The sequence below is a fragment of the Pseudomonas sp. SM4 genome (assembly GCF_051913165.1).
Taxonomy (GTDB): domain Bacteria; phylum Pseudomonadota; class Gammaproteobacteria; order Pseudomonadales; family Pseudomonadaceae; genus Aquipseudomonas.
Map to the genome: position 1 here is coordinate 648,796 of NZ_JBODOE010000001.1, position 24,685 is coordinate 673,480.

General features: G+C 59.5%; 22 protein-coding genes. 9 read left to right on the forward strand and 13 right to left on the reverse strand.

What is annotated here, in order from left to right:
• Window positions 1–8 precede the first annotated feature (8 nt).
• Complete coding sequence (locus ACQ4MY_RS02980) at window positions 9–923, forward strand: LysR family transcriptional regulator (protein ID WP_008086327.1); 915 nt, start codon at window positions 9–11, stop codon at window positions 921–923.
• Window positions 924–1,025: 102 nt separating this feature from the next.
• Here the strand turns inward: ACQ4MY_RS02980 and ACQ4MY_RS02985 are convergent, their stop codons facing one another.
• The 4 genes from ACQ4MY_RS02985 to ACQ4MY_RS03000 are packed head-to-tail and all read right to left on the reverse strand — an operon-like array spanning window position 1,026 to window position 3,469.
• A complete protein-coding gene (locus tag ACQ4MY_RS02985) occupies window positions 1,026–1,502 on the reverse strand; it encodes a DoxX family protein (RefSeq protein WP_008086326.1) in 477 nt (158 codons plus the stop codon).
• Window positions 1,499–2,257 (reverse strand): HvfC/BufC N-terminal domain-containing protein, encoded by a 759-nt coding sequence (locus ACQ4MY_RS02990; RefSeq protein ID WP_440093617.1) that lies wholly within the window; start codon window positions 2,255–2,257, stop codon window positions 1,499–1,501. Before ACQ4MY_RS02990 ends, ACQ4MY_RS02985 begins: the two co-directional genes overlap by 4 nt.
• The gene (gene bufB / locus ACQ4MY_RS02995) at window positions 2,254–3,141 is read right to left on the reverse strand and encodes an MNIO family bufferin maturase (RefSeq protein WP_440093619.1); all 888 of its coding nucleotides are present in this window, start codon (window positions 3,139–3,141) and stop codon (window positions 2,254–2,256) included. Before bufB ends, ACQ4MY_RS02990 begins: the two co-directional genes overlap by 4 nt.
• Window positions 3,142–3,166: 25 nt before the next feature.
• Window positions 3,167–3,469, reverse strand: a complete 303-nt coding sequence (locus ACQ4MY_RS03000; protein WP_440093621.1) for a BufA1 family periplasmic bufferin-type metallophore — start codon at window positions 3,467–3,469, stop codon at window positions 3,167–3,169.
• Between the two features lie 345 nt (window positions 3,470–3,814).
• Here ACQ4MY_RS03000 and ACQ4MY_RS03005 point away from each other — a divergent pair, with 345 nt between their 5' ends.
• Both ACQ4MY_RS03005 and ACQ4MY_RS03010 read left to right on the forward strand, forming a co-directional pair.
• Window positions 3,815–5,149: a DUF2599 domain-containing protein gene (locus tag ACQ4MY_RS03005; protein ID WP_440093622.1), complete on the forward strand. Its 1,335-nt coding sequence runs from the start codon at window positions 3,815–3,817 to the stop codon at window positions 5,147–5,149.
• A 34-nt stretch (window positions 5,150–5,183) separates the two neighbouring features.
• Complete coding sequence (locus tag ACQ4MY_RS03010) at window positions 5,184–6,422, forward strand: DUF2599 domain-containing protein (protein WP_440093624.1); 1,239 nt, start codon at window positions 5,184–5,186, stop codon at window positions 6,420–6,422.
• Between the two features lie 173 nt (window positions 6,423–6,595).
• Here the strand turns inward: ACQ4MY_RS03010 and ACQ4MY_RS03015 are convergent, their stop codons facing one another.
• The 5 genes from ACQ4MY_RS03015 to ACQ4MY_RS03035 form a co-directional block, all read right to left on the reverse strand.
• A complete protein-coding gene (locus ACQ4MY_RS03015) occupies window positions 6,596–7,297 on the reverse strand; it encodes an ABC transporter ATP-binding protein (protein WP_008082262.1) in 702 nt (233 codons plus the stop codon).
• Window positions 7,298–8,065 (reverse strand): high-affinity branched-chain amino acid ABC transporter ATP-binding protein LivG, encoded by a 768-nt coding sequence (gene livG, locus ACQ4MY_RS03020; protein WP_008082259.1) that lies wholly within the window; start codon window positions 8,063–8,065, stop codon window positions 7,298–7,300. It abuts the gene before it with no gap.
• Complete coding sequence (locus tag ACQ4MY_RS03025) at window positions 8,062–9,318, reverse strand: high-affinity branched-chain amino acid ABC transporter permease LivM (protein ID WP_008082257.1); 1,257 nt, start codon at window positions 9,316–9,318, stop codon at window positions 8,062–8,064. Before ACQ4MY_RS03025 ends, livG begins: the two co-directional genes overlap by 4 nt.
• Entirely contained in the window at window positions 9,315–10,238 is a 924-nt protein-coding gene (livH, locus tag ACQ4MY_RS03030; protein ID WP_008082254.1) for a high-affinity branched-chain amino acid ABC transporter permease LivH, read from the reverse strand. Before livH ends, ACQ4MY_RS03025 begins: the two co-directional genes overlap by 4 nt.
• Before the next feature lie 230 nt (window positions 10,239–10,468).
• Window positions 10,469–11,596 (reverse strand): branched-chain amino acid ABC transporter substrate-binding protein, encoded by a 1,128-nt coding sequence (locus ACQ4MY_RS03035; RefSeq protein ID WP_008082248.1) that lies wholly within the window; start codon window positions 11,594–11,596, stop codon window positions 10,469–10,471.
• 353 nt (window positions 11,597–11,949) lie between these two features.
• On the opposite strand from ACQ4MY_RS03035, the gene ACQ4MY_RS03040 reads away from it, so the two are divergent.
• Window positions 11,950–12,270: a DUF2288 domain-containing protein gene (locus ACQ4MY_RS03040; protein WP_440093629.1), complete on the forward strand. Its 321-nt coding sequence runs from the start codon at window positions 11,950–11,952 to the stop codon at window positions 12,268–12,270.
• Window positions 12,271–12,547: 277 nt separating this feature from the next.
• Here the strand turns inward: ACQ4MY_RS03040 and ACQ4MY_RS03045 are convergent, their stop codons facing one another.
• The gene (locus ACQ4MY_RS03045) at window positions 12,548–14,746 is read right to left on the reverse strand and encodes a hypothetical protein (protein WP_440093631.1); all 2,199 of its coding nucleotides are present in this window, start codon (window positions 14,744–14,746) and stop codon (window positions 12,548–12,550) included.
• Window positions 14,747–14,942: 196 nt separating this feature from the next.
• Here ACQ4MY_RS03045 and ACQ4MY_RS03050 point away from each other — a divergent pair, with 196 nt between their 5' ends.
• Entirely contained in the window at window positions 14,943–15,839 is an 897-nt protein-coding gene (locus ACQ4MY_RS03050; RefSeq protein WP_440093632.1) for an NAD(P)-dependent oxidoreductase, read from the forward strand.
• Here ACQ4MY_RS03050 and ACQ4MY_RS03055 read toward each other — a convergent pair.
• Together ACQ4MY_RS03055 and ACQ4MY_RS03060 are read right to left on the reverse strand one after the other, a co-directional pair.
• Window positions 15,730–18,012, reverse strand: coding sequence for a putative bifunctional diguanylate cyclase/phosphodiesterase (locus ACQ4MY_RS03055; RefSeq protein ID WP_440093634.1), 2,283 nt, complete (start codon window positions 18,010–18,012; stop codon window positions 15,730–15,732). The genes ACQ4MY_RS03050 and ACQ4MY_RS03055 overlap by 110 nt on opposite strands.
• A 150-nt stretch (window positions 18,013–18,162) precedes the next feature.
• Window positions 18,163–18,531, reverse strand: a complete 369-nt coding sequence (locus ACQ4MY_RS03060; protein WP_008082241.1) for a YkgJ family cysteine cluster protein — start codon at window positions 18,529–18,531, stop codon at window positions 18,163–18,165.
• A 300-nt stretch (window positions 18,532–18,831) separates the two neighbouring features.
• On the opposite strand from ACQ4MY_RS03060, the gene ACQ4MY_RS03065 reads away from it, so the two are divergent.
• Window positions 18,832–20,181, forward strand: coding sequence for a spinster family MFS transporter (locus tag ACQ4MY_RS03065; protein WP_440093636.1), 1,350 nt, complete (start codon window positions 18,832–18,834; stop codon window positions 20,179–20,181).
• Between the two features lie 270 nt (window positions 20,182–20,451).
• Here the strand turns inward: ACQ4MY_RS03065 and rapA are convergent, their stop codons facing one another.
• Window positions 20,452–23,298, reverse strand: a complete 2,847-nt coding sequence (gene rapA / locus ACQ4MY_RS03070; protein ID WP_440093638.1) for an RNA polymerase-associated protein RapA — start codon at window positions 23,296–23,298, stop codon at window positions 20,452–20,454.
• A 254-nt stretch (window positions 23,299–23,552) separates the two neighbouring features.
• On the opposite strand from rapA, the gene ACQ4MY_RS03075 reads away from it, so the two are divergent.
• The 3 genes from ACQ4MY_RS03075 (at window position 23,553) to ccoM (ending at window position 24,450) form a co-directional block, all read left to right on the forward strand.
• Entirely contained in the window at window positions 23,553–23,894 is a 342-nt protein-coding gene (locus tag ACQ4MY_RS03075) for a hypothetical protein (protein WP_008082237.1), read from the forward strand.
• Between the two features lie 135 nt (window positions 23,895–24,029).
• Window positions 24,030–24,191, forward strand: a complete 162-nt coding sequence (locus ACQ4MY_RS03080) for a hypothetical protein (protein WP_007918490.1) — start codon at window positions 24,030–24,032, stop codon at window positions 24,189–24,191.
• 145 nt (window positions 24,192–24,336) lie between these two features.
• Entirely contained in the window at window positions 24,337–24,450 is a 114-nt protein-coding gene (gene ccoM, locus ACQ4MY_RS03085; protein ID WP_003222396.1) for a cytochrome c oxidase subunit CcoM, read from the forward strand.
• Window positions 24,451–24,685: the final 235 nt, after the last annotated feature.

Genomic DNA, 24,685 nt, shown 5'->3' on the forward strand with positions numbered 1-24,685 from the left:
AACAATCCATGAGCGAAATGGATGATCTGGCGGCGTTTGCCGTGTTGATCGAGGCCGGCAGTTTTACCTTGGCGGCGCAGCAGTTGGGCTGCAGCAAGGGGCAGTTGTCCAAACGCATCAGCCAACTTGAAGCGCGCTTTTCTGTGGTGCTGCTGCAGCGCACCACGCGTCGCTTGAGCCTGACGGCGGCAGGTGCGGCGTTGCTGCCGCAAGCGCAGGCGCTGGTCGTGCAGGTCGAAAAAGCGCGTCAGGCGTTGGCGCGGCTGAAAGACGATATGGCCGGGCCCGTGCGAATGACGGTTCCTGTTTCGCTGGGGGAAACCTTCTTCGATGGCTTGCTGCTGGAGTTCTCGCAGGAATATCCCGAGGTGCAGATCGAACTGGAGCTGAACAACAGCTATCGGGATTTGTCCCGCGACGGTTTTGATCTGGCGATTCGCAGCGAGGTGGCCAACGACGAGAGACTGGTCGCCAAGCCGCTGCTGGCCTGGCAGGAAATGACCTGTGCCAGCCCGGCGTATCTGCAGCGATTCGGCGAACCGACGACCCCGCAGGCGCTGGCCGAGCACCGTTGTTTGCTCAACAGCCACTACAGCGGCCGTGAGGAATGGCTGTATCACCAGCAGCACGAATTGCTGCGAGTACGGGTGTCGGGGCCGTTCGCCAGCAATCACTACAACCTGCTGAAGAAAGCTGCGCTCACTGGTGCAGGCATCGCCCGATTGCCTTCGTACTTGCTCCAGGCGGAATTGGCTGACGGCCGATTGCGCCTGCTGCTGCGCGACTATCAGACCCGACGGATGCCGATGTATCTGGTGCATCCGTATCAGGGCGGTTTGCCGAAACGCACGCAGGTATTGGCGGACTATCTGATCGGCTGGTTCAAGCGCAGCGGCGAGGCGCTTGATCGCCTCCAGCACTGACCCATCCCCCTGTAGGAGCTGCCGAAGGCTGCGATCTTTTGATCTGGCTTCGAAAAAAACAGAATCAAAAGATCGCAGCCTTCGGCAGCTCCTACATGAGTGTCAGTGGTTGTAGTGTTTGGCGATCAGGTGGTCGAGCGAGAGTTTTCCCGGCCCGGTCGCCATCAGGTACAGCAACACTGCCGCCCAGGTGCCATGAGTCGGGTAGGCATCGGGATACACAAACAGCTGAATGGTCAGGGTCATGCCCAACAATGCCAGCGCCGAAAACCGTGTGGCGAAGCCGATCAGGATCAGCACCGGAAAGAAGTGCTCGGCAAACGCCGCCAGGTGCGCGGCAATCTCCGGTGACAGTAGAGGCACGTGGTATTCGCTCTTGAACAAGGGGATGGTCGAGTCGGCCAGGCGTGGCCAACCGAGCTCAAAGGTGCCGTCGATCAAGTCGATGGCCAAGCCTTCGACTTTGGTTTGTCCGGACTTCCAGAACACGGCGGCAATCGAAAAGCGTGCAACGAAAGCGATCAGGCTGTGGGGGATTTTTTCCAGCAGCGCGATGGCGTGGACGATCAGGTGATTCATGGCAATTCCTTGGCGTTCAGTTGAGTGATGGCGTTCCGCGCGATCAGCAGACCCAGTACTTCTGTGAGGTCGAATGGCGGGCTGTTCTCTGCCGCCGTCAGCACGGGCATGCCGTCGAGCAGATGGCGGATGAACCCATGGGCGGCGGGTTGAACGGCAAACACTTCGACGTCGAGGTTATTGCGCAGTACCAGCGCACTTTGGCCGTGATTGAGGTCGATGCCCGCGAGCGATGCCCCGCGCTGATGCGCCGCCCAAATGGCAACCACGGGATAGGCCGAACCGAGCACGTGCAGGGACGGATGAAGCCCCACACGCAGCTCGCCGAGAATCTCCGGTTTGGCCAGTGCAGCGGTGATTTCCGCCGGCCGGACAGGCAACGCGTCGGCGGCGTGGTAGGCGAGGGTGCGCAACTGTTCGAGGCGCGCCACATCGGCCAGATACGGCACGCTGGCGGCGGGTTCGAAGGCTGCAATGAAGTCCGCAAACGGTTCGCCATAGCGGCTCATCAGCGGATTTCGGGGCGGGTTTGCCTGTACGAAAAGTGCCGCCATGGCACGGAAAAATTCCTCGCCAACCAACTGCGCGACCACCGGGTAACCGTCAGCCAGCGCGTTGATCAGTGAGCCCAGCACGTTATTGCGATACACCGCGAAACGGCTGGCCGGATCGGCGCCGTTGGCACTGCACAGCCCCTCGGGGCAGGGCAGTTGTCGGTCAAGCAGGGCGGCGGCGAATGCCATTTGACTGCTCATGGCTGTCCCCCGACCTGCCGCAACAACGCGTCGGCCCGTTGCGTCTCGGCAAGCAAAACGTTGAAAGCGGGCACGTTATTGTCGCGCTCGATCAGTGTTGCCACCGGGCCAATGCGCTCCAGCACTTGCTGGTACAACTGCCAGACTGCCTGATCAATCGGTGCGCCATGATCGTCGATCAACAAGCGGTCACCGAGGCTGTCGCAATCTTCAGCAAACCCTGCCAGATGAATTTCGCCGACCGCGTGCAACGGCAATGCATCGAGGTAGGCCTGCGGATCGCGCTGATGATTGATGCACGCCACGTAAACATTGTTGATGTCGAGCAACAGACCGCAGCCACTGCGGCGGATCACCTCGGCGATGAACTCTGGTTCATCGATTGTCGAGCGCTGGAACGCCAGATACGTCGCTGGATTTTCCAGCAGCATCGGTCGTTTCAGGGCGTTCTGCACCTGGTCGACATGCGCGCAGACGCGTTTCAGCGTCGGCGTGTCGTAAGCCAGTGGCAGCAGGTCATTGAGAAACACCGGGCCATGGCTGGACCACGCCAGGTGTTCGGAGAAGGATTGTGGTTGATAGCGTCGAATCAGCTCGGCCAATCGTTTGAGGTGCTGTTGATCCAGCGGCCCTTCAGCGCCGATGGACAAACCGACACCGTGCAGCGACAGCGGATACTGCTGACGAATCAAACCGAGAAAATGATGAAACGGGCCGCCGGCCACCATGTAGTTTTCGGCGTGGACTTCGAAGAAACCGATGTCCGGTTGAGTGTCGAGCACTTCAAGAAAGTGCCCGGTCTTGAGCCCCAGCCCGGCACGGGGCGGGAGCTCGGCAAGGGCTGCCTGAGTGCCGGGGAGGGGAGTGTCTTCTGTTGTAAACATGATCGTCACTCAGGCAGGACTTGGATCAGGACTTGGCTTTGAAGGCTTCCATCTGACCGAAACCGGTCGGCGAGGTCTTGCTTACGGTGGTGGCGCAGGTGCCTTTCGGGACGAGTTTCCAGGCGTTGGCCTGGTAGTCCATTTTCGCCGTGCCGGCACACGTGGTGCCTGCACCGGCGGCGCAATCGTTGTGACCTTTCATGGCGACGCCGAAGCATTTTTCCATGTCGTCGGCGGCGTGGGCGGTGGAGACGGCAGCCATGCTCAGGGCAGAACCGAGGGCCAGAACCAGGGCGGTGGCGGACAGGGTGCGGGTGGTAGCAGTCATGATGTTTCTCCAGTCTTGATCAGGGTTTTTACAAACGCTTTTGCGCTTGCTTACCCCTCTAGAGAACGCTCATGACGATGCGTTACACCCCACGCAAAATCTTTTTCACTACCCCTGTAGGAGCTGCCGCAGGCTCGGGCCGCGATCGGACGATCTTTTGACGTTGGTTGTAAAAAACAAGATCAAAAGATCGCAGCCTTCGGCAGCTCCTACAGGGGGATCGTGTTTGCAGACGTGTTCTATAGTCATTTCGAAGGCCCATCGTATCGGGCCGATTTACCAGGACGGTATCTCATGAAAAAGGATTGCTCGGACTCCGCTGTGCTATCGCGCAGAATTTCATCTTTGGCGCTCACCCTCACGCTGCCCCTATTGCTGAACACGGCGATCGCCCAGCCGCAGCCTGATCCGCTGGACACACTCAAGCGGATCAATTCCAACTACAACACCCTCAAGGATTCCTGCCAGGAACCCGATACCGGCGCGGCGCGTGGTCTCTACTATTGCAGCGGCGTGACGCTGCGCATGGTCAATGACGGGCCTTTCAATCCGTGGGATTACAGCCCTTACGCGATCAAGATAGGTGCGACGTCCTACTCGTGGATTCGCAAGGATCTGAGCACACGAATCCTCATCCACCCGGCCGGGTTCATTCTGCGCACGCCCACCGATGCGGCGGCGCTGAACCTTCCGGTCAAGGAGCAGGGCTTCACCTGTATTTACGCTTTCGATGGCGGCACGGGGCCGGAGCGCAAGTGGTATGGCTGCGGTTTCTTCGACAGTCGCGAGCCGCCGCGCGCGGCGCAGGGGGTGATGAACAATCGCAATGCCGCGCTGGCCTATGGCACTTGTGCCGAAGCCGGGGTCAGCACCGCCGAGCAGTGGACGCAGAAATACACCGGGTTGATGAAGGGGCCGATTCAATACGGCCAATGTTCGTGGAACGCGGAAAAACCCAGCGACTGGAAAGCGATGATCCGCGTGCACGAGTCGCGGCCAAACACCACCAACAAGGACCCTTTTGCCTTCAGTGCCCAGGTCAACGAGTTCATGTTGAAAAACGCCACGGCGACCAACGATGGCAGTGAAAACATGAAGTACATCGATGCCTTCATCTACAACGTCAACAGCACGCAGAACTTTGCCACTCGCGGTGATCAGGCGCCACCGAAACCCGAGAACGGCCTGAACAGCGCACGCAACTTCCAGAAAAAACTTCAGGCGCGAGGCTACAGCGTGCCAATCCTGCGGCTGGATTTCACCAAGCCTGCCGAACAGCGTTTCAGCTACGTTGCGGCCGATCAGGCGATAGATCTTGGCGCGGCGAGCGGCACCCAGCCGCCACCGCTTGCAGCGCAGTACATTGCTTCGGCCGACTGGATCAAACGTTATGACCCCGGCACCCGCAAGGATGAATGGAGCCTGAGCATTGTGCCCACGGCGGCGGGGCGGGCCTTGCCTAAAGAACAGATTGACGCGATCTACCAGCAACTGTTTGCCCTCAAAGGCGCTGACAGCAATTGGCTCGACAACGAAAAGTCGGTGGGCAGCATGCGTCAGCAATTGAGCTGCGTGCTGGTCAATTACCGCAACAAGACGCCGTGGAACCTCGAGCCTTTCCGGCCGGCGTTGTCGGACAGCGAAACCCGGGCGGCGGGTTGCAACCCGGTGCCGCGTTGAAGGTGTGTGTTGGCTAATCAAGGAGATGCAAGCCATGCAAAAACGTTTGAACAGGATCGCTCCATTGCTCATGTTCCCGCTGCTGATTCAGGCGACGTGGGCGCATGCCGAGTCGTGCGACGAGACACTGAAAAAGGTCGAAACCTTGTATAACAAAACCGTCGACAGTTGCGGGCAGGACCCCGCGTCGGACTGTTCCGGACTACTGGTTCGCGGCACGCACCGCGCCGACCCGGCGAAGGGGCAGAAATGGGATGTGTGGAATCCCAGTCCGAAAGCCGTGGAAATCGGTACGTTTGCCGCCTCGTATATGCGCGCCGATGGCATCAGCTATGAAGATCCGGGCATGAGCACGCAGAACGGCTATCTGATTACGCCCAGAGACCTGGTGCGCGACCCCGAGACGCCGGTGCATGTCTACTGTGCGTTTCCCAACGATGCCTGGACCGATTTTCGCAATGATCGGGGCTGTGGCGACAACAAAAATACCGCCCCGACAGAAGCGGTTTGCCAGGCGATGAAACCACCGATCACCAGCCCGAATGCCTGGGTCGCGCACTTCACCCAGTACAACAATAATCGGCAGCAGGATCAGTTGCAGTGCGGTTTCAACATGCGCAATCCGATGAGCAGCAAGGAGCGGGTGGATGCGTTCCGCAACTTCCTGGGCGCGCGCAAAGTCATCAACAGCCGTGAGTTTCAAACGCAGACGGAGCTGCGTCTGGGCAATCCGAAAACCGATGAACTGCCGATTCTGGCGTTTTTCTACAGTGACCAACGCGGCTTGAATGATGCCATGGCCAATCAGCGCGACTACAAGGCCAAGACCGGCAAGGATCGCAATATCATCAAGATCGACTTCCCGAAAACTCCGGTGGCCAAGGCCAGCTTCTCGTGCATCCAGACCGCGACGCCAGCGGCGCCACAGTTCTGTGAGAAGTACATCGAATCGAGCACTTGGGTACAACGGCCGGATCCGAAACTGGGGCCGAACACCTGGTCGCTGTCAGTGGTGCCGACCGCCTGCGGCCGCGCGATCAAGGATGACCAGACTGACCGGATGTTTGCCGAGCTCTACAACAAGCACAAAGACGATTCGCAATGGCGCCAGTACAGCGTCAACGGCGGGTCACTGCGTCGGCAGATGGTCTGCCATCTGGCGGCAACCTACGAGGGCAAGCCAGTGCGCAACAAGCCTGAGTGGAACCTTGAACCGGCGCGTCCGTATGTCGATCAGGCCACCGCTGTAGCCCAACACTGCAACCCGTACTAACACCAATATCCTGTAGGAGCTGCCGCAGGCTCGGGCCGCGATCGGACGATCTTTTGATCTTGTTTTTTAAGAACCAACGTCAAAAGATCGCAGCCTTCGGCAGCTCCTACAGGGGGGGATGTGTGGGGTAAAAAAAACGGCCCGAAGGCCGTTTTTTTTGTTGGGCGTACGCATCAACCGCCGAGGTACGCCTCGCGTACTTTCGGGTCGGTCAGCAGTGCTTCACCGGTGCCTTGCATGACCACACGACCGTTCTCCAGAACGTAGGCGCGGTCAGCGATTTTCAGCGCCTGGTTGGCATTCTGCTCGACCAGGAACACCGTCACACCGTCCTTGCGCAGCATTTCGATGATGTCGAAAATCTGCTGGATGATGATCGGTGCCAGGCCCAGCGACGGTTCGTCGAGCAGCAGCAGTTTCGGCTTGCTCATCAGCGCACGGCCGATGGCGAGCATTTGCTGTTCGCCGCCGGACATGGTGCCGCCGCGCTGGTTGAAGCGTTCTTTCAGGCGTGGGAACAGGCCGAGAACCTTGTCCATCTGTTCCTGATAGTCGCCCTTGTCGGTGAAGAAACCGCCCATGGACAGGTTTTCCTCAACGGTCAGACGGGCAAACACCCGACGACCTTCCGGCACCACCGCGATGCTCTTGCGCATGATCTGCGACGAGTCCTGGCCGACCAGTTCCTCACCCATGTAGCGGATGCTGCCGCTGTGCGCCTGCGGCGAACCGCAGAGCGTCATCAGCAGCGTCGACTTGCCAGCACCGTTGGCGCCGATCAGGGTCACGATCTCGCCCTGACGGACTTCGACGTTGACGCTGTGCAGGGCCTGGATCTTGCCGTAGAAGGTGGAAACGTTTTCGAACTGCAGCATTTACGCTTCCCCCAGGTAGGCTTTGATCACTTCAGGATTGTCGCGAATCTGTTCCGGCGTGCCGTCGGCCAGAGGCGTGCCCTGGTTGATCACGACGATGTGGTCGGAAATGCTCATGACCAGTTTCATGTCGTGTTCGATCAGCAGCACGGTGACGTTGTGCTCTTCACGCAGCACGCCGATCAGCGCCTTGAGGTCTTCGGTTTCCTTCGGATTGAGGCCGGCAGCCGGTTCGTCGAGCATGAGGATCCGCGGACGGGTCATCATGCAGCGAGCGATTTCCAGACGCCGTTGCTGACCGTAGGCCAGCGTGCCGGCGGTACGGTTGGCGAACTCCTTAAGGTTGACCTTTTCCAGCCAGTACTCGGCAAACTCCATGGCCTCGCGCTCGCTTTTGCGGAACGACGGGGTCTTGAACAGGCCGGCCAGGAAGTTGGTGTTCAGGTGACGGTGCTGGGCGATCAACAGGTTCTCTACCGCCGTCATGTCCTTGAACAGGCGCACGTTCTGGAAGGTGCGCACCACGCCTTTGAGGGCGATCTTGTGGCCCGGCAGGCCTTGAATCGGCTCGCCGTCGAGCAGGATGCTGCCGCCCGTTGGCTGGTAGAAACCGGTCAGGCAGTTGAACACGGTGGTCTTGCCCGCGCCGTTCGGCCCGATCAGTGCAACCACTTGTTTTTCTTTGACGGTCAGGGCCACACCGTTGACTGCGAGCAAGCCGCCGAAGCGCATGCTCAGGTTCTCAACTTTTAAGATCTCGCGGCTCATTTTCGCAACTCCATGTGTGGGCGTTGCATCGGCAGCAGACCTTGTGGACGCCAGATCATCATCAACACCATCAGCGCACCGAACATCAACATGCGGTACTCGCTGAACTCGCGCATCATTTCCGGCAACAGGATCATTACCACGGCGGCCAGAATCACACCCAACTGCGAGCCCATACCACCCAGCACGACAATGGCGAGGATGATTGCCGACTCGATGAAGGTGAACGACTCCGGGGTTACCAGACCCTGACGGGCGGCGAAGAAGCTACCGGCGAAACCGGCGAACGCAGCGCCAAGTGTGAAGGCCGACAGCTTGATGATTGTCGGATTCAGACCCAAAGCACGGCAGGCGATCTCGTCTTCACGCAGCGCTTCCCACGCACGGCCGATCGGCATGCGCAGCAAACGGTTGATGACGAACAGCGCCGCCAGCGCCAGTACCAGGGCAACCAGGTAGAGGAAGATCACCTTGTTGATCGAGTTGTATTGCAGGCCGAAATACTCGTGGAAGGTTTGCATGCCTTCCGCAGCCTTGCGTTCAAAGGTCAGACCGAAGAACGTTGGTTTCTCGATGTTGCTGATGCCGTTCGGGCCGCCAGTGATGTCGGTCAGGTTACGCAGGAACAGACGGATGATCTCGCCGAAGCCGAGGGTCACGATCGCCAGATAGTCACCGCGCAGGCGCAGCACCGGGAAGCCCAGCAGGAAGCCGAACGTCGCCGCCATCAGGCCGGCAATCGGCAGGCAGATCCAGAAGCTCAAGCCGTAGTAGTGCGACAGCAGCGCGTAGCTGTAGGCGCCGACGGCGTAGAAGCCGACGTAACCGAGGTCGAGCAGACCGGCCAGACCGACGACGATGTTCAGGCCGAGGCCAAGCATCACGTAGATCAGGATCAGCGTCGCGATGTCCACCGCGCCACGCGAACCGAAGAACGGCCACACCAATGCACCGATGATCAGCGCAATGATGAAGTAGCGTTGCGTGGTCGGCAGGGTCAGGAAGTTGCTGGCCTTGGCCGGGATCAGCGGCATACCCGGCGAGGATTTCCATGCCTTGCTGATCTGCTGGTTGAACAGCACCCGCAGGAACATCAGCACCGAACAGATGGCGATGGTCGCCAGAATCATCGGGCTGGTGTTGTGCACTTCGAGGTTGATGCCGACGATGGTCAGTTTCAGTCCGAGTACCGGGTAGGCCACAGCCCACACCAGCAAGGCACTGAACAGTGCCTGTTTAAGATTCCTAGTCATACTTTCTCAACCTCCGGACGGCCCAGAATGCCGGTCGGACGGAACAACAGCACCAGAACCAACAAGCCGAAAGCCACGACGTCCTTGTATTGGTCACCGAAGATATCGGCACCAAACGCTTCCGCCACCCCAAGCACCAACCCGCCGAGCATGGCGCCGGGGATGCTGCCGATACCGCCGAGTACCGCTGCGGTGAAGGCTTTGAGGCCGACGAGGAAACCGGCGTTGGGGTTGATCACGCCATATTGCATGCTCAGCAGCACGGCCGCGATGGCCGCCAGCGCAGCACCAATGACGAAGGTCAGGGCGATGATGTTGTTGGTGTTGATGCCCAGCAGGTTGGCCATCTTGATGTCTTCGGCGCAGGCGCGGCAGGCGCGACCCAGGCGAGAACGGGAGATGAACAGCGTCAGGCCGAGCATGGCGATCAGCGTCACCACGAACACCACGATTTGCATGTAGGAAATCAGCACTTCATGTGCGCCACCTGGCCCGAAGGAAATGTTCCCGGGGATCAGGTTGGGGATGGATTTGTCCTTGGAGTCTTGCGCCAGCAGAACCGTGTTCTGCAGGAAGATCGACATACCGATGGCGGAGATCAGCGGGATCAGACGGTTGCTGCCGCGCAGGGGGCGGTAGGCGATCCGTTCGATGCTGTAACCGTAGGAACTGGTGACAACGATGCTCGCGATGAAGGCTGCGGTCATCAACAGCGGGACGTTGTCGATTCCCATCATGGCCAGCCCGGCGATGGCGATGAACGCCACGTAGGAACCGATCATGTACACCTCGCCGTGGGCGAAGTTGATCATTCCAATGATGCCGTAAACCATCGTATAGCCGATGGCAATCAGGGCATACGTGCTGCCAATGGTCAGGCCATTAACCAGCTGCTGGAAGAAGTGATAGAGGTCAGGCATTACAACGCTCCTAAAAACCTGATACGCATTTCACTGGTGGAGTCATTTTCCCGCCCGGCCCCGTGGATCTATATCCACTTCGAATCCGGGTTTTGCCAGCGAACCGCTGATGACGGTTTTGAGATTTTCAGGTGGGGAGACTGGCGGATCACGCCAGCGCGGCCCATACATTCGTAAAACAAAGCCCACGGCACGCCGTGGGCTTTATTGGCAGTCAGTCAGGGCGCGCCTTACTGAGGCGAAACTTCAGTTTTTGGTTTGCCGAAGTGCCACTCGTAAACCACAAATTTGAAGTCCTTCAGGTCGCCCTTGGCGTCGAAGCTCAGGTCGCCAGTCGGGGTCTTGAAGGTGCCGGCGTGAATGGCTTCGGCCACTTTGGCCGGGTCTTCGGATTTGGCCGCGGTGATACCGCCGGCAATCACTTCAACCGCCGAGTAGGAAGGGAACACGAACGGGCCGCTCGGATCTTCTTTCTTCGCCTTGAAGGCATCTGCCAGGGCGATGTTGGCCGGATCCTGGTCGAAGGATTTCGGCAGGGTTACCAGCAGACCTTCGGAAGCGTCTTTGGCGATCTGCGAAATCGAGTCGTTACCCACGCCTTCCGGACCCATGAACTTGGCTTTCAGGCCTTTTTCAGCCGCCTGACGCAGGATCAGGCCCAGCTCCGGGTGGTAGCCGCCGTAGTAAACGAAGTCGACGTTGGCTTGCTTGAGCTTGGCGATGATCGAGGAGAAGTCCTTGTCGCCGGCGTTGACGCCTTCGAACACGGCAACCTTGGTGCCTTTCTTCTCAAGGGTCGCTTTAACGGCGGTGGCGATGCCTTCACCGTATTGCTGCTTGTCGTGCAGCACAGCAACGATTTTCGGTTTCACGTGATCGGCAATGTAGTTACCGGCGGCAGGGCCCTGGGCGCTGTCCAGACCGATGGTACGGAAGACCATTTTGTAACCACGGGCGGTGATGTCCGGGCTGGTGGCAGCCGGGGTGATCATGATCACGCCTTCGTCTTCGTAGATGTCCGAAGCCGGTTGAGTGGAGCTGGAGCACAGGTGACCGACGACGAACTTGACGCCGTCGTTGACGACCTTGTTCGCGACCGCTACCGCTTGTTTCGGATCGCAGGCATCGTCGTATTCAACGGCTTCGAGTTTCTTGCCGTCGACGCCGCCCTTGGCGTTGATTTGTTCGATGGCCATTTTTGCGCCACTGAACTGCATGTCGCCGTATTGGGCTACTGGACCGGTCTTAGGGCCGGCAATACCGATTTTGATGGTGTCAGCTGCGAACGAATGGCTGGCAACCCCGGCCAGAACCATAGCGGCAAACAGTTTGGAAATCTGCTTAGTAGCCTTAGTCATAGTGCTCCACTCTTACTGTTGTAATTTTTTTTGAGTTCTGGCGCCGTAGCAGCAGAACCGGGTCAGATATCTTTGCGATACCCTCCGGAAATGCCCCCGGCAACTGTACCGGTACAGTGTAGAGCGCCGGTTGTTGGCCTGGGAAGCGGGCGCCGAGGGGCAAAACTTGGGGGTGTCGCATTTTTGAATGAAAAAGACAGAATTGCGGCGGGGCGTTCGTGGGCATATATCCCAATCAACAGCATTCCTTGGCGTTCCTGCTCTTTTCGTTCGGTGAAGCCATTTGCAACCGGGTTTTTCTGGCGGACCACCGACGTTATCATTCGCGTCGATTTCTTCTCCGGACAGTTCCCATGAATCAAGAACCTAGCACCCTCTATGCCAAGCTGCTTGGTGAAACCGCATCTATTACCTGGAAAGAGCTGGAGCCGTTCTTCGCCAAGGGTGCCCTATTGTGGGTCGACCCTGCGCTGGATCTGATCGCGGCCGCCGAGGCCGTGGCTTCGGATGAAGGCGAGAAAGTGGCCGCCTGGCTGGCCGAAGACAAAGTCGCCAAGCTGTCTGAAACGCGGGCGCTGGATCTTTTCGAGCGCGATCCGGCGTTGTGGGCGGTGGTGGTTTCGCCGTGGATTCTGATCCAGGAAAGGGCAGTCGTCGCCGACGTCGCACCTTGATGGTGCGACCGGTCATCAGCGAAAAGTGTGTAGCGGAGTAGCGTGATGGCACGTTGCCGTAGAGAAACACCACAGGCGAGGGTGGCATCACGGTGACGTAAACGTAACGGGAACAGTTTAGTAAGCAGCCTAACGGCTGCTTAATTGTTTCTGGATATTGGATTTAAGATTTCTGTCGTCTGAAAAGGCCTCATCGCGAGCAGGCTCACTCCTACAGGGGAACGCATTCCAATTGTAGGAGTGAGCCTGCTCGCGATTGCCGCGACTCGGTCCTGGATCAGACCGAGAACGACTTCCCGGTATGGTTATTCAGCGAAATAACCTTGGTCTTGCCAATCCGGTGACGATAGATCTCGCGCAAGTATTTGATCGACTTCTTCACACAATCACGCGACAAACGAATGTCGTTGATCGAGACGAATTTCTCTTTGTCGTTGATCAGCTCGCGGTACTTCTTCTCGTACATCGGCTTGATCGCGTACCAGTTGGTGTCGAGGATCTTCGCCGGGTTTTCGAACTCATTGAGCAGGTCGTCGATGCGGTCTTCGTCGAACTCTTCGTTGATGATGAAATCGAGGATCGAGTTGTCCAGGGTCTCGTCGAAACGGTACGGGTTCTTCGCGAAGCAGCGCTTGATGAATGCGACGATCAGGGTCAGGAAATCATCCGACAGGCACGGGCTCTTCGCGATCAATGTGGTCAGCGAAAGGTTGGCCGAGGCGCCGATCACCAGCGCATAACGCTTGAGCGTGGTGTTGGGGAACAGGCTGTTGAGGTGGGTCTTCAGCCGGTTCAGGTCCATGTACGACAGTTTGTAGTCTTTCGGCAGCGAGACGATCGAGACCACCGACGAGCAGTTCTTGAAGAAGTGCAGGTCGTGCAGCGCCGCAGCGTCATAACCGGAATTCTTGTACTGCTCCAGCGACGCGCGATAACGCTTGGATTCGATCGGCAACAGACTGATGCCTTCAATCGCCTGCGTGACCTTGTTGAAGTGCGGCAGGTCGATCGAGCGGAAGAACAGATCGTCGATGTTCAGGCGCTGCGGCTCTTTATCGAACACCTTGAATTTGTCGCTGCTCGGCGGCGGGGTTTCCGGCACCACCGATTCGGCGTAGGCAATCGCCACCGGGCCGGCCAGACTCATGAACAGGTCGTTGGCGTCGAGGCGAATGGTCTCGCCGATGTCGATGCCGGCGCGGCGGAAATAGTTCTGATCGTAGTCAGTGGTGACTGCCTGCGCCGTCAGAATGTTGAAGATCTGCTGCGAGATGTATTGGTTGGCGTGCTTCTCCATCGCATTGACATCAATGTTCTGGATGTTGCCATCATCGCTTTCTTCGGCGTAACGCATGATGTCGTTGGAGATCAGCATCATTGCGTTCCATGGGCGGATACGGCCCATGACGCTGGCTTCGCTACTGTCTTCGTTGGCGAAGTTGTAGGAGAAATCCCATTCTTCCGAGAGGTATTTACACAGCAGGCGACCGGCGTTGATGTGCAGCGCCTCGGACATTTCGCTGCGATGGTCGGAAATGTTCGGCAGCACGCAAATGCCGCTGGTGAAGATCGGCTCGAAGACGAACGAATGACCGCTCTTGCCGTCATGTTCGTCCATCGGCTTGGTGTCGAACGTCTTGTTCATGTACGAGTGCTGCTGGGCCAGGCCGAACTCCGAGGCCATGCCCGAACCGGTACCGCCGCCGGCGCTGAAGATCGAGAAATACAGGCGCGACTGGTTGGCCTTGATCCCGCAGCTGTCGATCAGGTACGAGTGGATCATTTTCCAGTCAGGGCTGGAGAAACGCTGGGTGTCCTTGTTGAGGATGATCTTCGCCAGGTACTGGCCGAGGATCGGCGCGTTACCGGCGCCACCGGCGTGGACTTCGGACAAGTCCATGATCTTCATTTTGCTGTAGTCGCGCAGGAAGCCGCTTTTTTCGCCCTTGCGCGAGAAACGGATGCGCCCGGCGATGTCCTTGTCGAGGTCGCCAAGCATCACCAGCGGTTCGACCAGGAACACCGGTTTGCTCGCCTTGCTGTTGCCGATGCGCAGGTTGTTCTTGATCCACTGCGCCGGGCTGTAACCCTTGTCGGCCGATCGGCGATCCGCCGCCCGGTCTTCGTTGTTGAATTCGTTGAGGTAGAACTTGCGCGCGTTGTACACCAGCTCCGCGACGTCGAGGGCGATGTTGGAGCCGCAGCGACCGAGGCCGATCAGGCACACCGATGGGAATTCCTGATCGTTGTGCTGTTCGTTATCGCCTTCCAGGTGCGGCGGGCGCGGGAACACCAGATCACGCAGGCCGTCGAGATTGTCGAGGATGCGGTCGGTATTGGTTTCGGTGAAGTACAGGTATTGCTGGGTCGACAGCGGGCGCGACGGGACCAATGGCTTCGACGATGACGGGCTGTTGGCGGCGGGGCTCAAAGTCAGATCGGATACCGCACTGGCGGGATTGTTTTTAGAAGTCATTGTGCGCCATATACCTGGACTGGGTTGGTGCGCTGGCCGATGCCTGCGAACCTCACGGAATAAGATCTCGCGTCTTTTTTTGCGCGTATTGAGCCCGAGCGTCAGGGATTTGGCCTGAGTGTCGCTGGGGGGAATCCTTTCCTGATCGTTGATGAATCGGCCATTATTCGGCGATCTTTAATCGAAAAGAGGCAAAATGATGTCAACGCTACCTTCGTTGGGGTTCGCCGGAATCGGTCTGATGGGGCTGCCCATGTGCCGGCGTCTGTTGGCGGCGGGTTATCCGCTGACCGTGTGGAATCGCAACCCGGCCAAGTGCGCGCCGCTGGTCGAAGCCGGTGCCCGGCAGGTGGCGCGTCCCGCCGATTTGTGCGAACACGCGGACATCGTGATGTTGTGCCTGGCCGATACGGCGGTGGTGCGTGAGGTGGTATTTGGCGCTGGCGGTATCGCCGAAGGCGCGAAAAACGGCCAGCTGCTGGTGGATTTTTCCAGCCTCGAACCGACCGCCACGCGCGAGATGGCGGCGCAACTGGCCGAGAACAGCGGCATGGCCTGGCTGGATTCTCCGGTGTCCGGCGGCGTGGTCGGCGCTGAAGCGGGCAGTCTGGCGATCATGGTCGGTGGCGATGCGGCAGATCTTCAGCGCGTGCGCCCGGTGCTGCTCAATCTCGGTCAGCACGTGACGCACATGGGCGGTGTCGGCGCCGGGCAGGTGACCAAGGCCTGCAACCAGATGATCGTTGCCTGCAACGCCTTGGTGATTGCCGAAGTGGTGGCGCTGGCCGAGCAGGCCGGGGTTGATGCGAGCCTGATTGCCGAAGCGCTGGCCGGCGGTTTTGCCGATTCGAAACCACTGCAGATCCTCGCCCCGCAAATGGCTGAAAGCCGCTTCGAGCCGATCAAATGGCACGTGCGCACCTTGCTCAAGGACCTCGACACCGCCGTGAAATTCTCCCGCGAACAGGGCTCGGCCACGCCGATCAGCGGATTGGCCGCACAACTGATGCGCCTGCATGGGGCGCAGGGCTTTTTGGCGCAGGATCCAGCAACACTGGTGCAAATGTACCGCGCGCCAGAATCAACGGATTGACCGTGTGGGCATGTTTGCGCTGATTGATTTCTTCCAGCACCGGGCGCAGCTCCTCCAGCGGCACCGGGCGGCTGAGCAGGTAACCCTGAATGAAATCGCAGCCCGAACGCTCGAGAAATTCGTACTGCTCCAGGCTTTCCACGCCTTCGGTGACCACCTGCAAATGCAGGGTGTGCGCCATGACGATGATTGCCTGGACGATCTCCATGTCTGCCGTGGCATTGGGAATGTCGATGATGAACGAACGGTCGATCTTCAGTGTGTTCAGCGGCAGGCGCTTCAGGTACGCCAGCGATGAATAACCGGTACCGAAGTCGTCGATCGACAGTGACACGCCGAGGGCTCGGATCTGTCGCAGCAACACCAGGGTGTTGGCGATGTTGCCCATCAGCGCATTCTCGGTGACTTCCAGTTCCAGGCGTTCCGGTGCAACACCGGCGGTGCGCAGCGCACTTTCAATCTCGAGGGCCAGCTCCTCGCGGGCAAGGTTGAGGGGCGAGCAGTTCCAGGCGATTTTCAGTTCTTCGCAGCCATGGCGCGAGAGCTCGCCGAGGTCTTTGCAGGCCCGGCGCAATACCCAGTTATCCAGCTCGGCGATCAGACCATTGTTTTCGGCGATGCTGATAAAGCGATCCGGGGTCAGCAAACCGTGCAGCGGGTGTTGCCAGCGGATCAACGCTTCGAGCTTGGTGACGCGGCCGGTTTTCAGTTCGAAGATCGGCTGGTAATAGAGCATCAAGCCGTTTTCTTCGCGCAGGGCATGGCGCAGTTCTTCCTCGAGTTGCAGTTCCAGGGTCGCGCGGTTTTTCAGGTTGGAATTGAAAAAGTGCAGGCCGTTGCGCCCAGCACCCTTGGATTGATACAGCGCCAGATCGGCGTGCTTGAGCAGTTCTTCGCAGGTGGTGCCGTCCTCCGGAAACAGACTGATGCCAATGCTGGTGGTCATCACCATGCGCCGCCCGGCCAATTCGATCGGCTCCTTCATCTTGAGCATGATGCGCTGGGCCATGTTGCGCGCCTCTTCACGATCACGCAGGCTGATCAGGATGCAGAACTCATCGCCACCGAAGCGCGCGACCACGTCTTCATGGCTGCGTACCGAGCCTTTGATGTGCTGGGCGATGACTTTGAGCAACTCGTCACCGGCGTCATGGCCGAGGCTATCGTTGATCCGTTTGAAGTGGTCGATGTCGAGAAACATCACCGCGAGCATGCCGCCCTCGGTGGTTTTCTGGCTGAGTTTCTCGGCGAAGATCTGGTTAAAGCCGCGACGGTTGATCAGGTTGGTCAGGGCGTCGTAGTTGGCCACTTGCTGCAGCGACATGCGCGCCTGGTCGAGCTGGCTGAGCAGGGCGTTGACCCGGCGCAGGTCGTGTTCCTTGCTCTGCAGTTTCTTGTCGGCCAGCGCGGCGCTGACCGCGCTGCCGAGTATCAACAGGGTGATCAACGCGACCGTCAGGCCCAACTGCATATGGCTGGTTTCGACGGGTATCGCTGGCGCGCTGCCTTCGGGCAAGACCAGGTGCAACGCGGCCATCCCGGTGAAGTGCATGCTGAAAATGCCGGCGCCGAGGATCAGCGCGGCGCTGTATTTGAGCATCTGATGAAACAGGCCGCTGCCTTCGCGAAGGTAACCCGCCACCCACAGCGCGGCGAAACTGGCGCCGATGGCAATGACCACCGACAGCGCAAACAGGCCGGGGTCATAGTAAGCGACGGCGCTCGACTGCATGGCCGTCATGCCGACGTAATGCATGCCGGCAATCCCCAGGCCGATGACGACGGCGGTTTTCAGGTACAGCACCCGGCTGGGACGGGCCTCGCTCAGCGTGTGCATGGCCAGCCATGAGGCAAGCAGGGCGATCAGCAAGGAAAACAGGGTAATGGGCAGGTCGTACTGGATGTCGATCGGCGCCTGGAACGCCAGCATACCAATGAAGTGCATGGCCCAGATGCCGCCGGCCAGGCAGGTGGCGCCGATCCAGCGCCACACCCGTTGCGAACGTGGATCTTCGGCGTGGCCCACCCGCTCGGCCATGTCGAGGGTGGCGAAACTGGCGGCGCAAGCGACCAGATAAGCCACCAGCACCAGCAAGGGATTGTGTGTGCAATCGAGGATGACCTGCCCGCTCTCCGGCAGCTCGGTAACAAACTGTAAACCAAGCCACTCCATAGCATGCCCCGTCTCTGAAGTCGTCCTTACTGCGTCGTCAACGCAGGCGAATGACTGGAGTATAGAGGCGGTTTCTGGGGTGAATGCGGTAGTGGCATATTGGCGCTAACGATTTCGGCATTAGCACCATAGCGTTTGGCACTAATAGAGTCAGGCGCTCTGGTCGAAAGGAATTTGCGCCCAGTCCGGTTGCAGCGGCGGCAGGCCGAAACGCGCCCGGGCCTTGTCGCAATCGACATTCTGTTCGCCGTTTTCCCATGACGACTCGAATTCGCGGCAGGGGCTGGAGCGCAATTCATAAATCGAGCACTTTACTTCGCTGCCGACTTCGCCGACCAACGCCGTGCAACGCGGCGATTTACAGTCGGTGCCGTTCATCGCCACCCGGCTCGGGCTGATCTGCGTGACCAGTTCATCGGGCACCGTACCACCGGAGGAGGCGCATTCACCCCAGAAAAAAGACACACGAAAATGGGAACAACAGGCACCGCAATTCAGACACGGACTGACTTCGGACATGGGGAGGGCATCAAAGGGATTGATCGGCGAATCCGGACGGATCCGGCGGCTATTCTAGGCTTCGCCACGGACTTGGGAAGGGGGGCGCGAAACTATTTTTTTGTGCCAGGATTTTGCGGTAGAAGCCCCGGTTTTCGGGGGATTGCAGACTTATCAAGGGCTTACGTTTCGTTACAGTGGCATGGCCCGATATCAGGCAGACGAATGATCACAGACAGCTTCCGACGGGCTGACTAGATTGCAGGTTCCGGGCTCGGATGCGTTGGCAGTGAAGCCCTATAACAATAAAGAGACGGACCCATGCAGAACTCGACCCAAGCGGCGAATGCCTGGCGCATTCTGTTCCTGCTGTTTCTCGCCAACCTGTTCAACTTCTTCGACCGCACCATTCCGGCGATCATCATCGAGCCGATCCGTATGGAATGGCACCTCAGCGACTTTCAGCTGGGCATCGTCGGTACCGCATTCACCATTGTTTACGCGATTGCCGGCCTGCCGTTGGGGCGTATGGCCGACACCGGCTCGCGGCGCAAACTGATGGGCTGGGGCCTGGCGACGTGGAGTGCGCTGACCGCCGTCAACGGCCTGGTCGGCAGCTTCTGGAGCTTTTTGATCGTGCGCATGGGTATCGGCATCGGTGAGGCCAGTTATGCGCCGGCGGCCAATTCGCTGATCGGCGATCTGTTCCCGGCGCATCGTCGGGCGCGGGCGATGGGCATTTTCATGCTCGGCCTGCCGCTGGGTCTGTTGCTGGCGTTCTTTACCATCGGCGCGATGGTCAAGGCGTTCGACAGCTGGCGGGCGCCGTTCTTTATCGCGGCAGTGCCGGGGCTGATCCTGGCGATTTTCATGTTCTTCATTAAAGAGCCGAAGCGCGGCGCGGCGGAAACCGTGCAGGTCTCGCAAGAGCGCGTCGACAAGCCGATCCGGCGGATTCTGGCGGTGCCGACCTTTCTGTGGCTGGTGATGGCCGGGTTGTGCTTCAACTTCGCGACCTATGCCTGCAACTCGTTTCTGGTGCCGATGCTGCAGCGTTATTTCCTGATGCCGTTGCAGGAAGCCGCGGTGGCGACCGGGGTGATTGTCGGCGTGACCGGGTTGGTCGGATTGACGCTGGGCGGCTGGATTGCCGACAAGATTCACCAGCGTGTGGCCAATGGGCGGCTGTTGTTCGCGGCGTTCAGCCTGATTATTTCGACGCTGTGCACGGCGTGGGCGCTGCATGCCGGGCGTATCGAGATTGGTGTGTTTGTCGCGGTGTTCAGTGTCGGCTGGCTGTTTGCCTACAACTTCTACACCTGCGTTTACACGGCGATTCAGGACGTGGTCGAACCGCGTTTGCGGGCGACGGCGATGGCGTTGTTTTTTGCCGGGTTGTATTTGCTGGGTGGTGGTCTGGGGCCGGTGGTGGTCGGTGGCTTGTCGGATCATTTTGCCCACACGGCGATGTTGTCGGCAGGGGCTGAGCAGATGACCGAGGCGTTCAAGGCGGTCGGGCTGCATGATGCGATGTACCTGATTCCGGTGGCGCTGTTTTTGACCATGGTGTTTCTGTTTCTGGCGGCGCGGTGTTTTGTGCGCGATGCGCAGCGGATGAAGGAGGGGCTGGTTGCAGTGGTTGAGCCAGAAGTTGCAGCGGCGACTGCCTAGCCGTCATCGCTGGCAAGCCAGCTCCCACAGTGACCGAGTCGTACACATAATTTGTTAACAACCCGAAACCTGTGGGAGCTGGCTTGCCAGCGATGAGGCCATCAGCATTGATCGTTCCCACGCTCTGCGTGGGAATGCAGCCGGGACGCTCTGCGTCCCTTTCCAGAGCTGGAACGCGGAGCGTCCCTTGAGGCATTCCCACGCGGAGCGTGGGAACGATCGGCCCGCATCGCTGCGGGCCTTTTGTTTTCAGCGCTGGAGCAGGGCGGTTTAGCCTGCCACCAACACCCGAATCGCTTCCAGGCGCAACGCCGCTTTGTCCAGCATCGCCAGACCTTGCTCGCGCTGTTCACGCAACGCCACCAGTTCACTGTCACGTACGGTCGGGTTGACCGCTTGCAACGCGGTCAGGCGCGCCAGTTCTTCGTCGGTGTCGGCCGCCAGACGGCGACGGGCCTCGGCTACGCGCTCGGCGTGACGCGGGGCGATCTTGTCTTCACCGGCGTTGATCCGTGGCGTCAGCTGATCGCGCTGGGCCTGGATGAACTTGTTGGCGCTGGCGCGTGGCACGCTTTCCAGCTGATCGTTCAGCGTTTCAAACGAGACGCGAGCCGACAGGTCGTTGCCATTGGCATCCAGCAGGCAACGCAGGGCTGCCGGCGGCAGGTAACGGCCCAGTTGCAGCGAGCGCGGCGCCACCACTTCGCTGACATACAGCAGTTCCAGCAGCACGGTGCCCGGCTTCAACGCCTTGTTCTTGATCAGCGCGACGGCGGTGTTGCCCATCGAGCCGGACAGCACCAGGTCCATGCCGCCCTGCACCATCGGGTGCTCCCAGGTGATGAACTGCATGTCTTCGCGCGACAGCGCCTGGTTGCGGTCGTAGGTGATGGTCACGCCTTCGTCGTCGCCCAGCGGGAAACTGGCGTCGAGCATCTTCTCACTCGGTTTGAGGATCAGCGCATTTTCCGAATGGTCTTCGCTGTCGATGCCGAACGCGTCGAACAGGGTTTCCATGTAGATCGGCAGGGCGAACTGATCGTCTTGCTCAAGGATGTCCTCGACCAGCGCTTCACCTTCGCCGGCGCCACCGGAGTTGAGCTCCAGCAGACGGTCGCGGCCGGTGTGCAGTTCGGCTTCCAGACGCTCGCGCTCGCTGCGCGCTTCGTCGATCAGCGCTTGCCACTCGCTGTCGTCGGCTTCTTCGAGCAACGGCAGCAGGCGCGGGCCGAACTGATGCTGCAAGGCGTTGCCGGTCGGGCAGGTGTTGAGGAACGCGTTCAGCGCTTCGTGGTACCACTGGAACAGGCGCTCTTGCGGGCTGGTTTCCAGGTACGGCACGTGCAGTTCGATGATGTGCTTCTGGCCGATCCGGTCGAGACGACCGATACGCTGCTCGAGCAGATCCGGGTGCGACGGCAGATCGAACAGCACCAGGTGGTGAGCGAACTGGAAGTTGCGACCTTCACTGCCGATTTCCGAGCAGATCAGCACTTGCGCACCGAACTCTTCATCAGCGAAGTACGCAGCAGCGCGGTCACGCTCAAGGATGTTCATGCCTTCGTGGAACACTGTGGCCGGGATGCCGGAACGCACGCGCAGGGCGTCTTCCAGATCCATCGCGGTTTCGGCGTGGGCGCAGATCACCAGCACTTTGGTGCGCTTGAGCATTTTCAGCTGATCGATCAGCCACTCGACACGCGGGTCGAATTTCCACCAGCGTTCTTCTTCGCTGGCGTCCGGCTGCGCCTGGAAGCTGACTTCCGGATACAGCTCGGCGTGATCGCCCAGCGGCAGTTCGAGGTATTCGTCCGGGCACGGCAGCGGGTACGGATGCAGCTTGCGCTCCGGGAAACCCTGCACGGCAGCGCGGGTGTTACGGAACAGCACGCGGCCGGTGCCGTGGCGATCGAGCAGTTCGCGCACGAGGCGGGCGCTGGCTTCAGTGTCGCCATCGTTGACCGCGGTCAGCAAGGCTTCGCCTTCGTTGCCGAGGAAACCCTGAATGGTTTTGTGCGCTTTGGCTGAGAGACGGCCCTTGTCGAGCAGTTCCTGCACGGCTTCGGCCACCGGGCGATAGTTATCGCTCTCGGCGCGGAACGCGGCCAGGTCGTGGAAACGGTTTGGATCGAGCAGGCGCAGACGGGCGAAGTGGCTGTCCTGACCGAGCTGTTCCGGGGTGGCGGTGAGCAGCAGCACGCCCGGGATGACTTCGGCGAGTTGCTCGACCAGCGAGTATTCGGCGCTGGCTTTCTCTTCGTGCCAGACCAGGTGATGCGCTTCGTCGACCACCAGCAGATCCCAACCGGCGGCGAACAGAGCGTCTTGCGCCTTCTCGTCGTCGACCAGCCATTCCAGCGCGACCAGCGCCAGTTGGGTGTCTTCGAACGGGTTGGCGGCATCGCTTTCGATAAAGCGTTCTTCGTCGAACAGCGCAACTTGGAGGTTAAAGCGGCGGCGCATCTCCACCAGCCACTGGTGCTGGAGGTTTTCCGGGACGAGGATCAGCACGCGGTTGGCGCGGCCCGAGAGCAGTTGGCGATGGATCACCAGACCGGCCTCGATGGTTTTACCCAGACCCACTTCGTCCGCCAGCAGAACGCGCGGGGCGATGCGGTCAGCGACTTCACGGGCGATGTGCAATTGGTGCGCGATCGGTTGCGCACGCACGCCACCCAGGCCCCAAAGCGAAGATTGCAGCTGGCGGCTGGTGTGTTCGAGGGTGTTGTAACGCAGCGAGAACCACGCCAGCGGGTCGATCTGCCCGGCGAACAGACGGTCGCTGGCCAGACGGAACTGAATGAAGTTCGACAGCTGGGTTTCCGGCAGGGTGACGGCTTCGTTCTGCCCATTGAGGCCGTGATAGACCATCAGCCCGTCGACATCGTCGACTTGCTGCACGGTCATCTTCCAGCCTTCGAAGTGGGTGATGCTGTCGCCCGGCGAGAATCGCACACGGGTCAGGGGCGCATTCCGTAGCGCGTACTGGCGGGTTTCGCCAGTGGCCGGGTAAAGCACGGTCAACAAGCGGCCGTCCTGTGCCAGAACGGTGCCTAAACCAAGCTCTGCTTCGCTGTCACTGATCCAGCGTTGCCCCGGTTGATACTGCTGCGCCATGCTGCCTGACTCCCACCTTGAAAAAGCGGGCTATCTTAACGGAATGCGACCCTGAGGCCAAAGGAATACTGGGGTAGGAGCTGCCGAAGGCTGCGATCTTTTGATCTTGGGGAACACTTGGAATCGGTGTTGTCCCATTAAAGGATCGCAGCCTTCGGCAGCTCCTACAGGTGCCAAGTGCGTCACAGATTTGCGACGGATGGCTCAAGGCGCCTTTGCCGCAGCCGATAGCCTGCAGACAGGAGACCCTTTATATGTTGCCACCGATGCTCCCCTTGAGCGCTGTGCCGATCACTTCCCAGCAGGACCCGATCCGCCAGCGACCGGACATTCCTCCGGTGGTGCCGGTGCAGGAAAGCTCCAACGAAAGCACGATTGATCTGCAAAATCGCGATCCGGAAGAGGATCGACTGATGGCGCGCGAAGAACAGCGCCGCCAGCAGGAGCGCGATCGTCGTCGTCGCGAAGCCGATGAAGACCCGGAAGAACATCTGGCGGTGCCTGGCACCGAACTCAATGCCGACAACACCGTGCCGGTGGTGCCGCTGATGGAAGACCAGCCGCGTCAGGGGTTGTGGGTCGATATCGAGATTTGACCGTTGTCGTTCACATGAATTGTTTTACAGCGTTCAAACCGGTGGCTGGTCAGCGCTGGCGTCTGGCTGCATTATTGGCGCAGGTCTGCCGGTGATGTGGCAGTTGTGATTCTTTCAAGCGATGTTCCGAACGCCATGAGCCAAGACGACAAACTGATCGACCTCAGCACCGAACGCGCCAAGCGGGTGCATGACATTAAAGAGAAGCGCCTTAACGAGGTGCGACAGGCTTTCGAGCAGGCCATGCCGCTGGGAAAAGCCAAGAAAAAGTCGAAGAACAAGCCGAAAAAGCGTTGATCTCCCCCTGCATCCGTTGATGCAGGTCAGTTATTTCCCCTCCTTTATCTCCCTTCGTTGCTGGCATTGATCCCGGTCAATTTGTGCGCCTGTGTGTTTGGTAACTTAGTCCCATCGCAGCAGAGCAGGGGCCAGGAGGCCAGTCATGTTTTTCGATAACGTGGTGTTTGCCGGGGTCCTGACTGTAGGGCTGATGGTTCTGTTTTTTGCAGGGTTTGGATTTTTTATCTGGAAGGACGCGAATAAGCGCAAGAAGTGATTCTTCTGGAGTGATGAGCACGCAAGGCATTTTGGGGCGACTTCGGTTGCCCCTTTTTTTTTGCCTTGGCGGCCTGTGGGCCGACCAGGCTTTGGGTTGTTTTGTGGGAATATCCGTTTTTTCGGGTGTTGCGGCTGGCGGTTTCGCCCTTACGGCGAGTCACCTTTTCCAAACGCCGAAAAGGTAACCGAAAAGGCTTGCTCCTACGTGCGGCCCGCTCGCTGGGGCTCGGGGT

Excerpts from the sequence above, each read along its gene's own strand:
- ACQ4MY_RS03015 (WP_008082262.1), bottom strand. The coding sequence starts at position 7,297 with ATGCTGCAGTTCGAAAACGTTTCCACCTTCTACGGCAAGATCCAGGCC.
- ACQ4MY_RS03040 (WP_440093629.1), top strand. The coding sequence starts at position 11,950 with ATGAATCAAGAACCTAGCACCCTCTATGCCAAGCTGCTTGGTGAAACC.
- ACQ4MY_RS03045 (WP_440093631.1), bottom strand. The coding sequence starts at position 14,746 with ATGACTTCTAAAAACAATCCCGCCAGTGCGGTATCCGATCTGACTTTG.
- ACQ4MY_RS02980 (WP_008086327.1), top strand. The coding sequence starts at position 9 with ATGAGCGAAATGGATGATCTGGCGGCGTTTGCCGTGTTGATCGAGGCC.
- ACQ4MY_RS03050 (WP_440093632.1), top strand. The coding sequence starts at position 14,943 with ATGATGTCAACGCTACCTTCGTTGGGGTTCGCCGGAATCGGTCTGATG.
- ACQ4MY_RS03025 (WP_008082257.1), bottom strand. The coding sequence starts at position 9,318 with ATGACTAGGAATCTTAAACAGGCACTGTTCAGTGCCTTGCTGGTGTGG.
- ACQ4MY_RS03060 (WP_008082241.1), bottom strand. The coding sequence starts at position 18,531 with ATGTCCGAAGTCAGTCCGTGTCTGAATTGCGGTGCCTGTTGTTCCCAT.
- ACQ4MY_RS03000 (WP_440093621.1), bottom strand. The coding sequence starts at position 3,469 with ATGACTGCTACCACCCGCACCCTGTCCGCCACCGCCCTGGTTCTGGCC.
- ACQ4MY_RS02990 (WP_440093617.1), bottom strand. The coding sequence starts at position 2,257 with ATGAGCAGTCAAATGGCATTCGCCGCCGCCCTGCTTGACCGACAACTG.
- ACQ4MY_RS03075 (WP_008082237.1), top strand. The coding sequence starts at position 23,553 with ATGTTGCCACCGATGCTCCCCTTGAGCGCTGTGCCGATCACTTCCCAG.
- ACQ4MY_RS02985 (WP_008086326.1), bottom strand. The coding sequence starts at position 1,502 with ATGAATCACCTGATCGTCCACGCCATCGCGCTGCTGGAAAAAATCCCC.
- ACQ4MY_RS03065 (WP_440093636.1), top strand. The coding sequence starts at position 18,832 with ATGCAGAACTCGACCCAAGCGGCGAATGCCTGGCGCATTCTGTTCCTG.
- bufB (WP_440093619.1), bottom strand. The coding sequence starts at position 3,141 with ATGTTTACAACAGAAGACACTCCCCTCCCCGGCACTCAGGCAGCCCTT.
- ACQ4MY_RS03080 (WP_007918490.1), top strand. The coding sequence starts at position 24,030 with ATGAGCCAAGACGACAAACTGATCGACCTCAGCACCGAACGCGCCAAG.
- ACQ4MY_RS03055 (WP_440093634.1), bottom strand. The coding sequence starts at position 18,012 with ATGGAGTGGCTTGGTTTACAGTTTGTTACCGAGCTGCCGGAGAGCGGG.
- ACQ4MY_RS03010 (WP_440093624.1), top strand. The coding sequence starts at position 5,184 with ATGCAAAAACGTTTGAACAGGATCGCTCCATTGCTCATGTTCCCGCTG.
- ACQ4MY_RS03035 (WP_008082248.1), bottom strand. The coding sequence starts at position 11,596 with ATGACTAAGGCTACTAAGCAGATTTCCAAACTGTTTGCCGCTATGGTT.
- livG (WP_008082259.1), bottom strand. The coding sequence starts at position 8,065 with ATGAGCCGCGAGATCTTAAAAGTTGAGAACCTGAGCATGCGCTTCGGC.
- ccoM (WP_003222396.1), top strand. The coding sequence starts at position 24,337 with ATGTTTTTCGATAACGTGGTGTTTGCCGGGGTCCTGACTGTAGGGCTG.
- rapA (WP_440093638.1), bottom strand. The coding sequence starts at position 23,298 with ATGGCGCAGCAGTATCAACCGGGGCAACGCTGGATCAGTGACAGCGAA.
- livH (WP_008082254.1), bottom strand. The coding sequence starts at position 10,238 with ATGCCTGACCTCTATCACTTCTTCCAGCAGCTGGTTAATGGCCTGACC.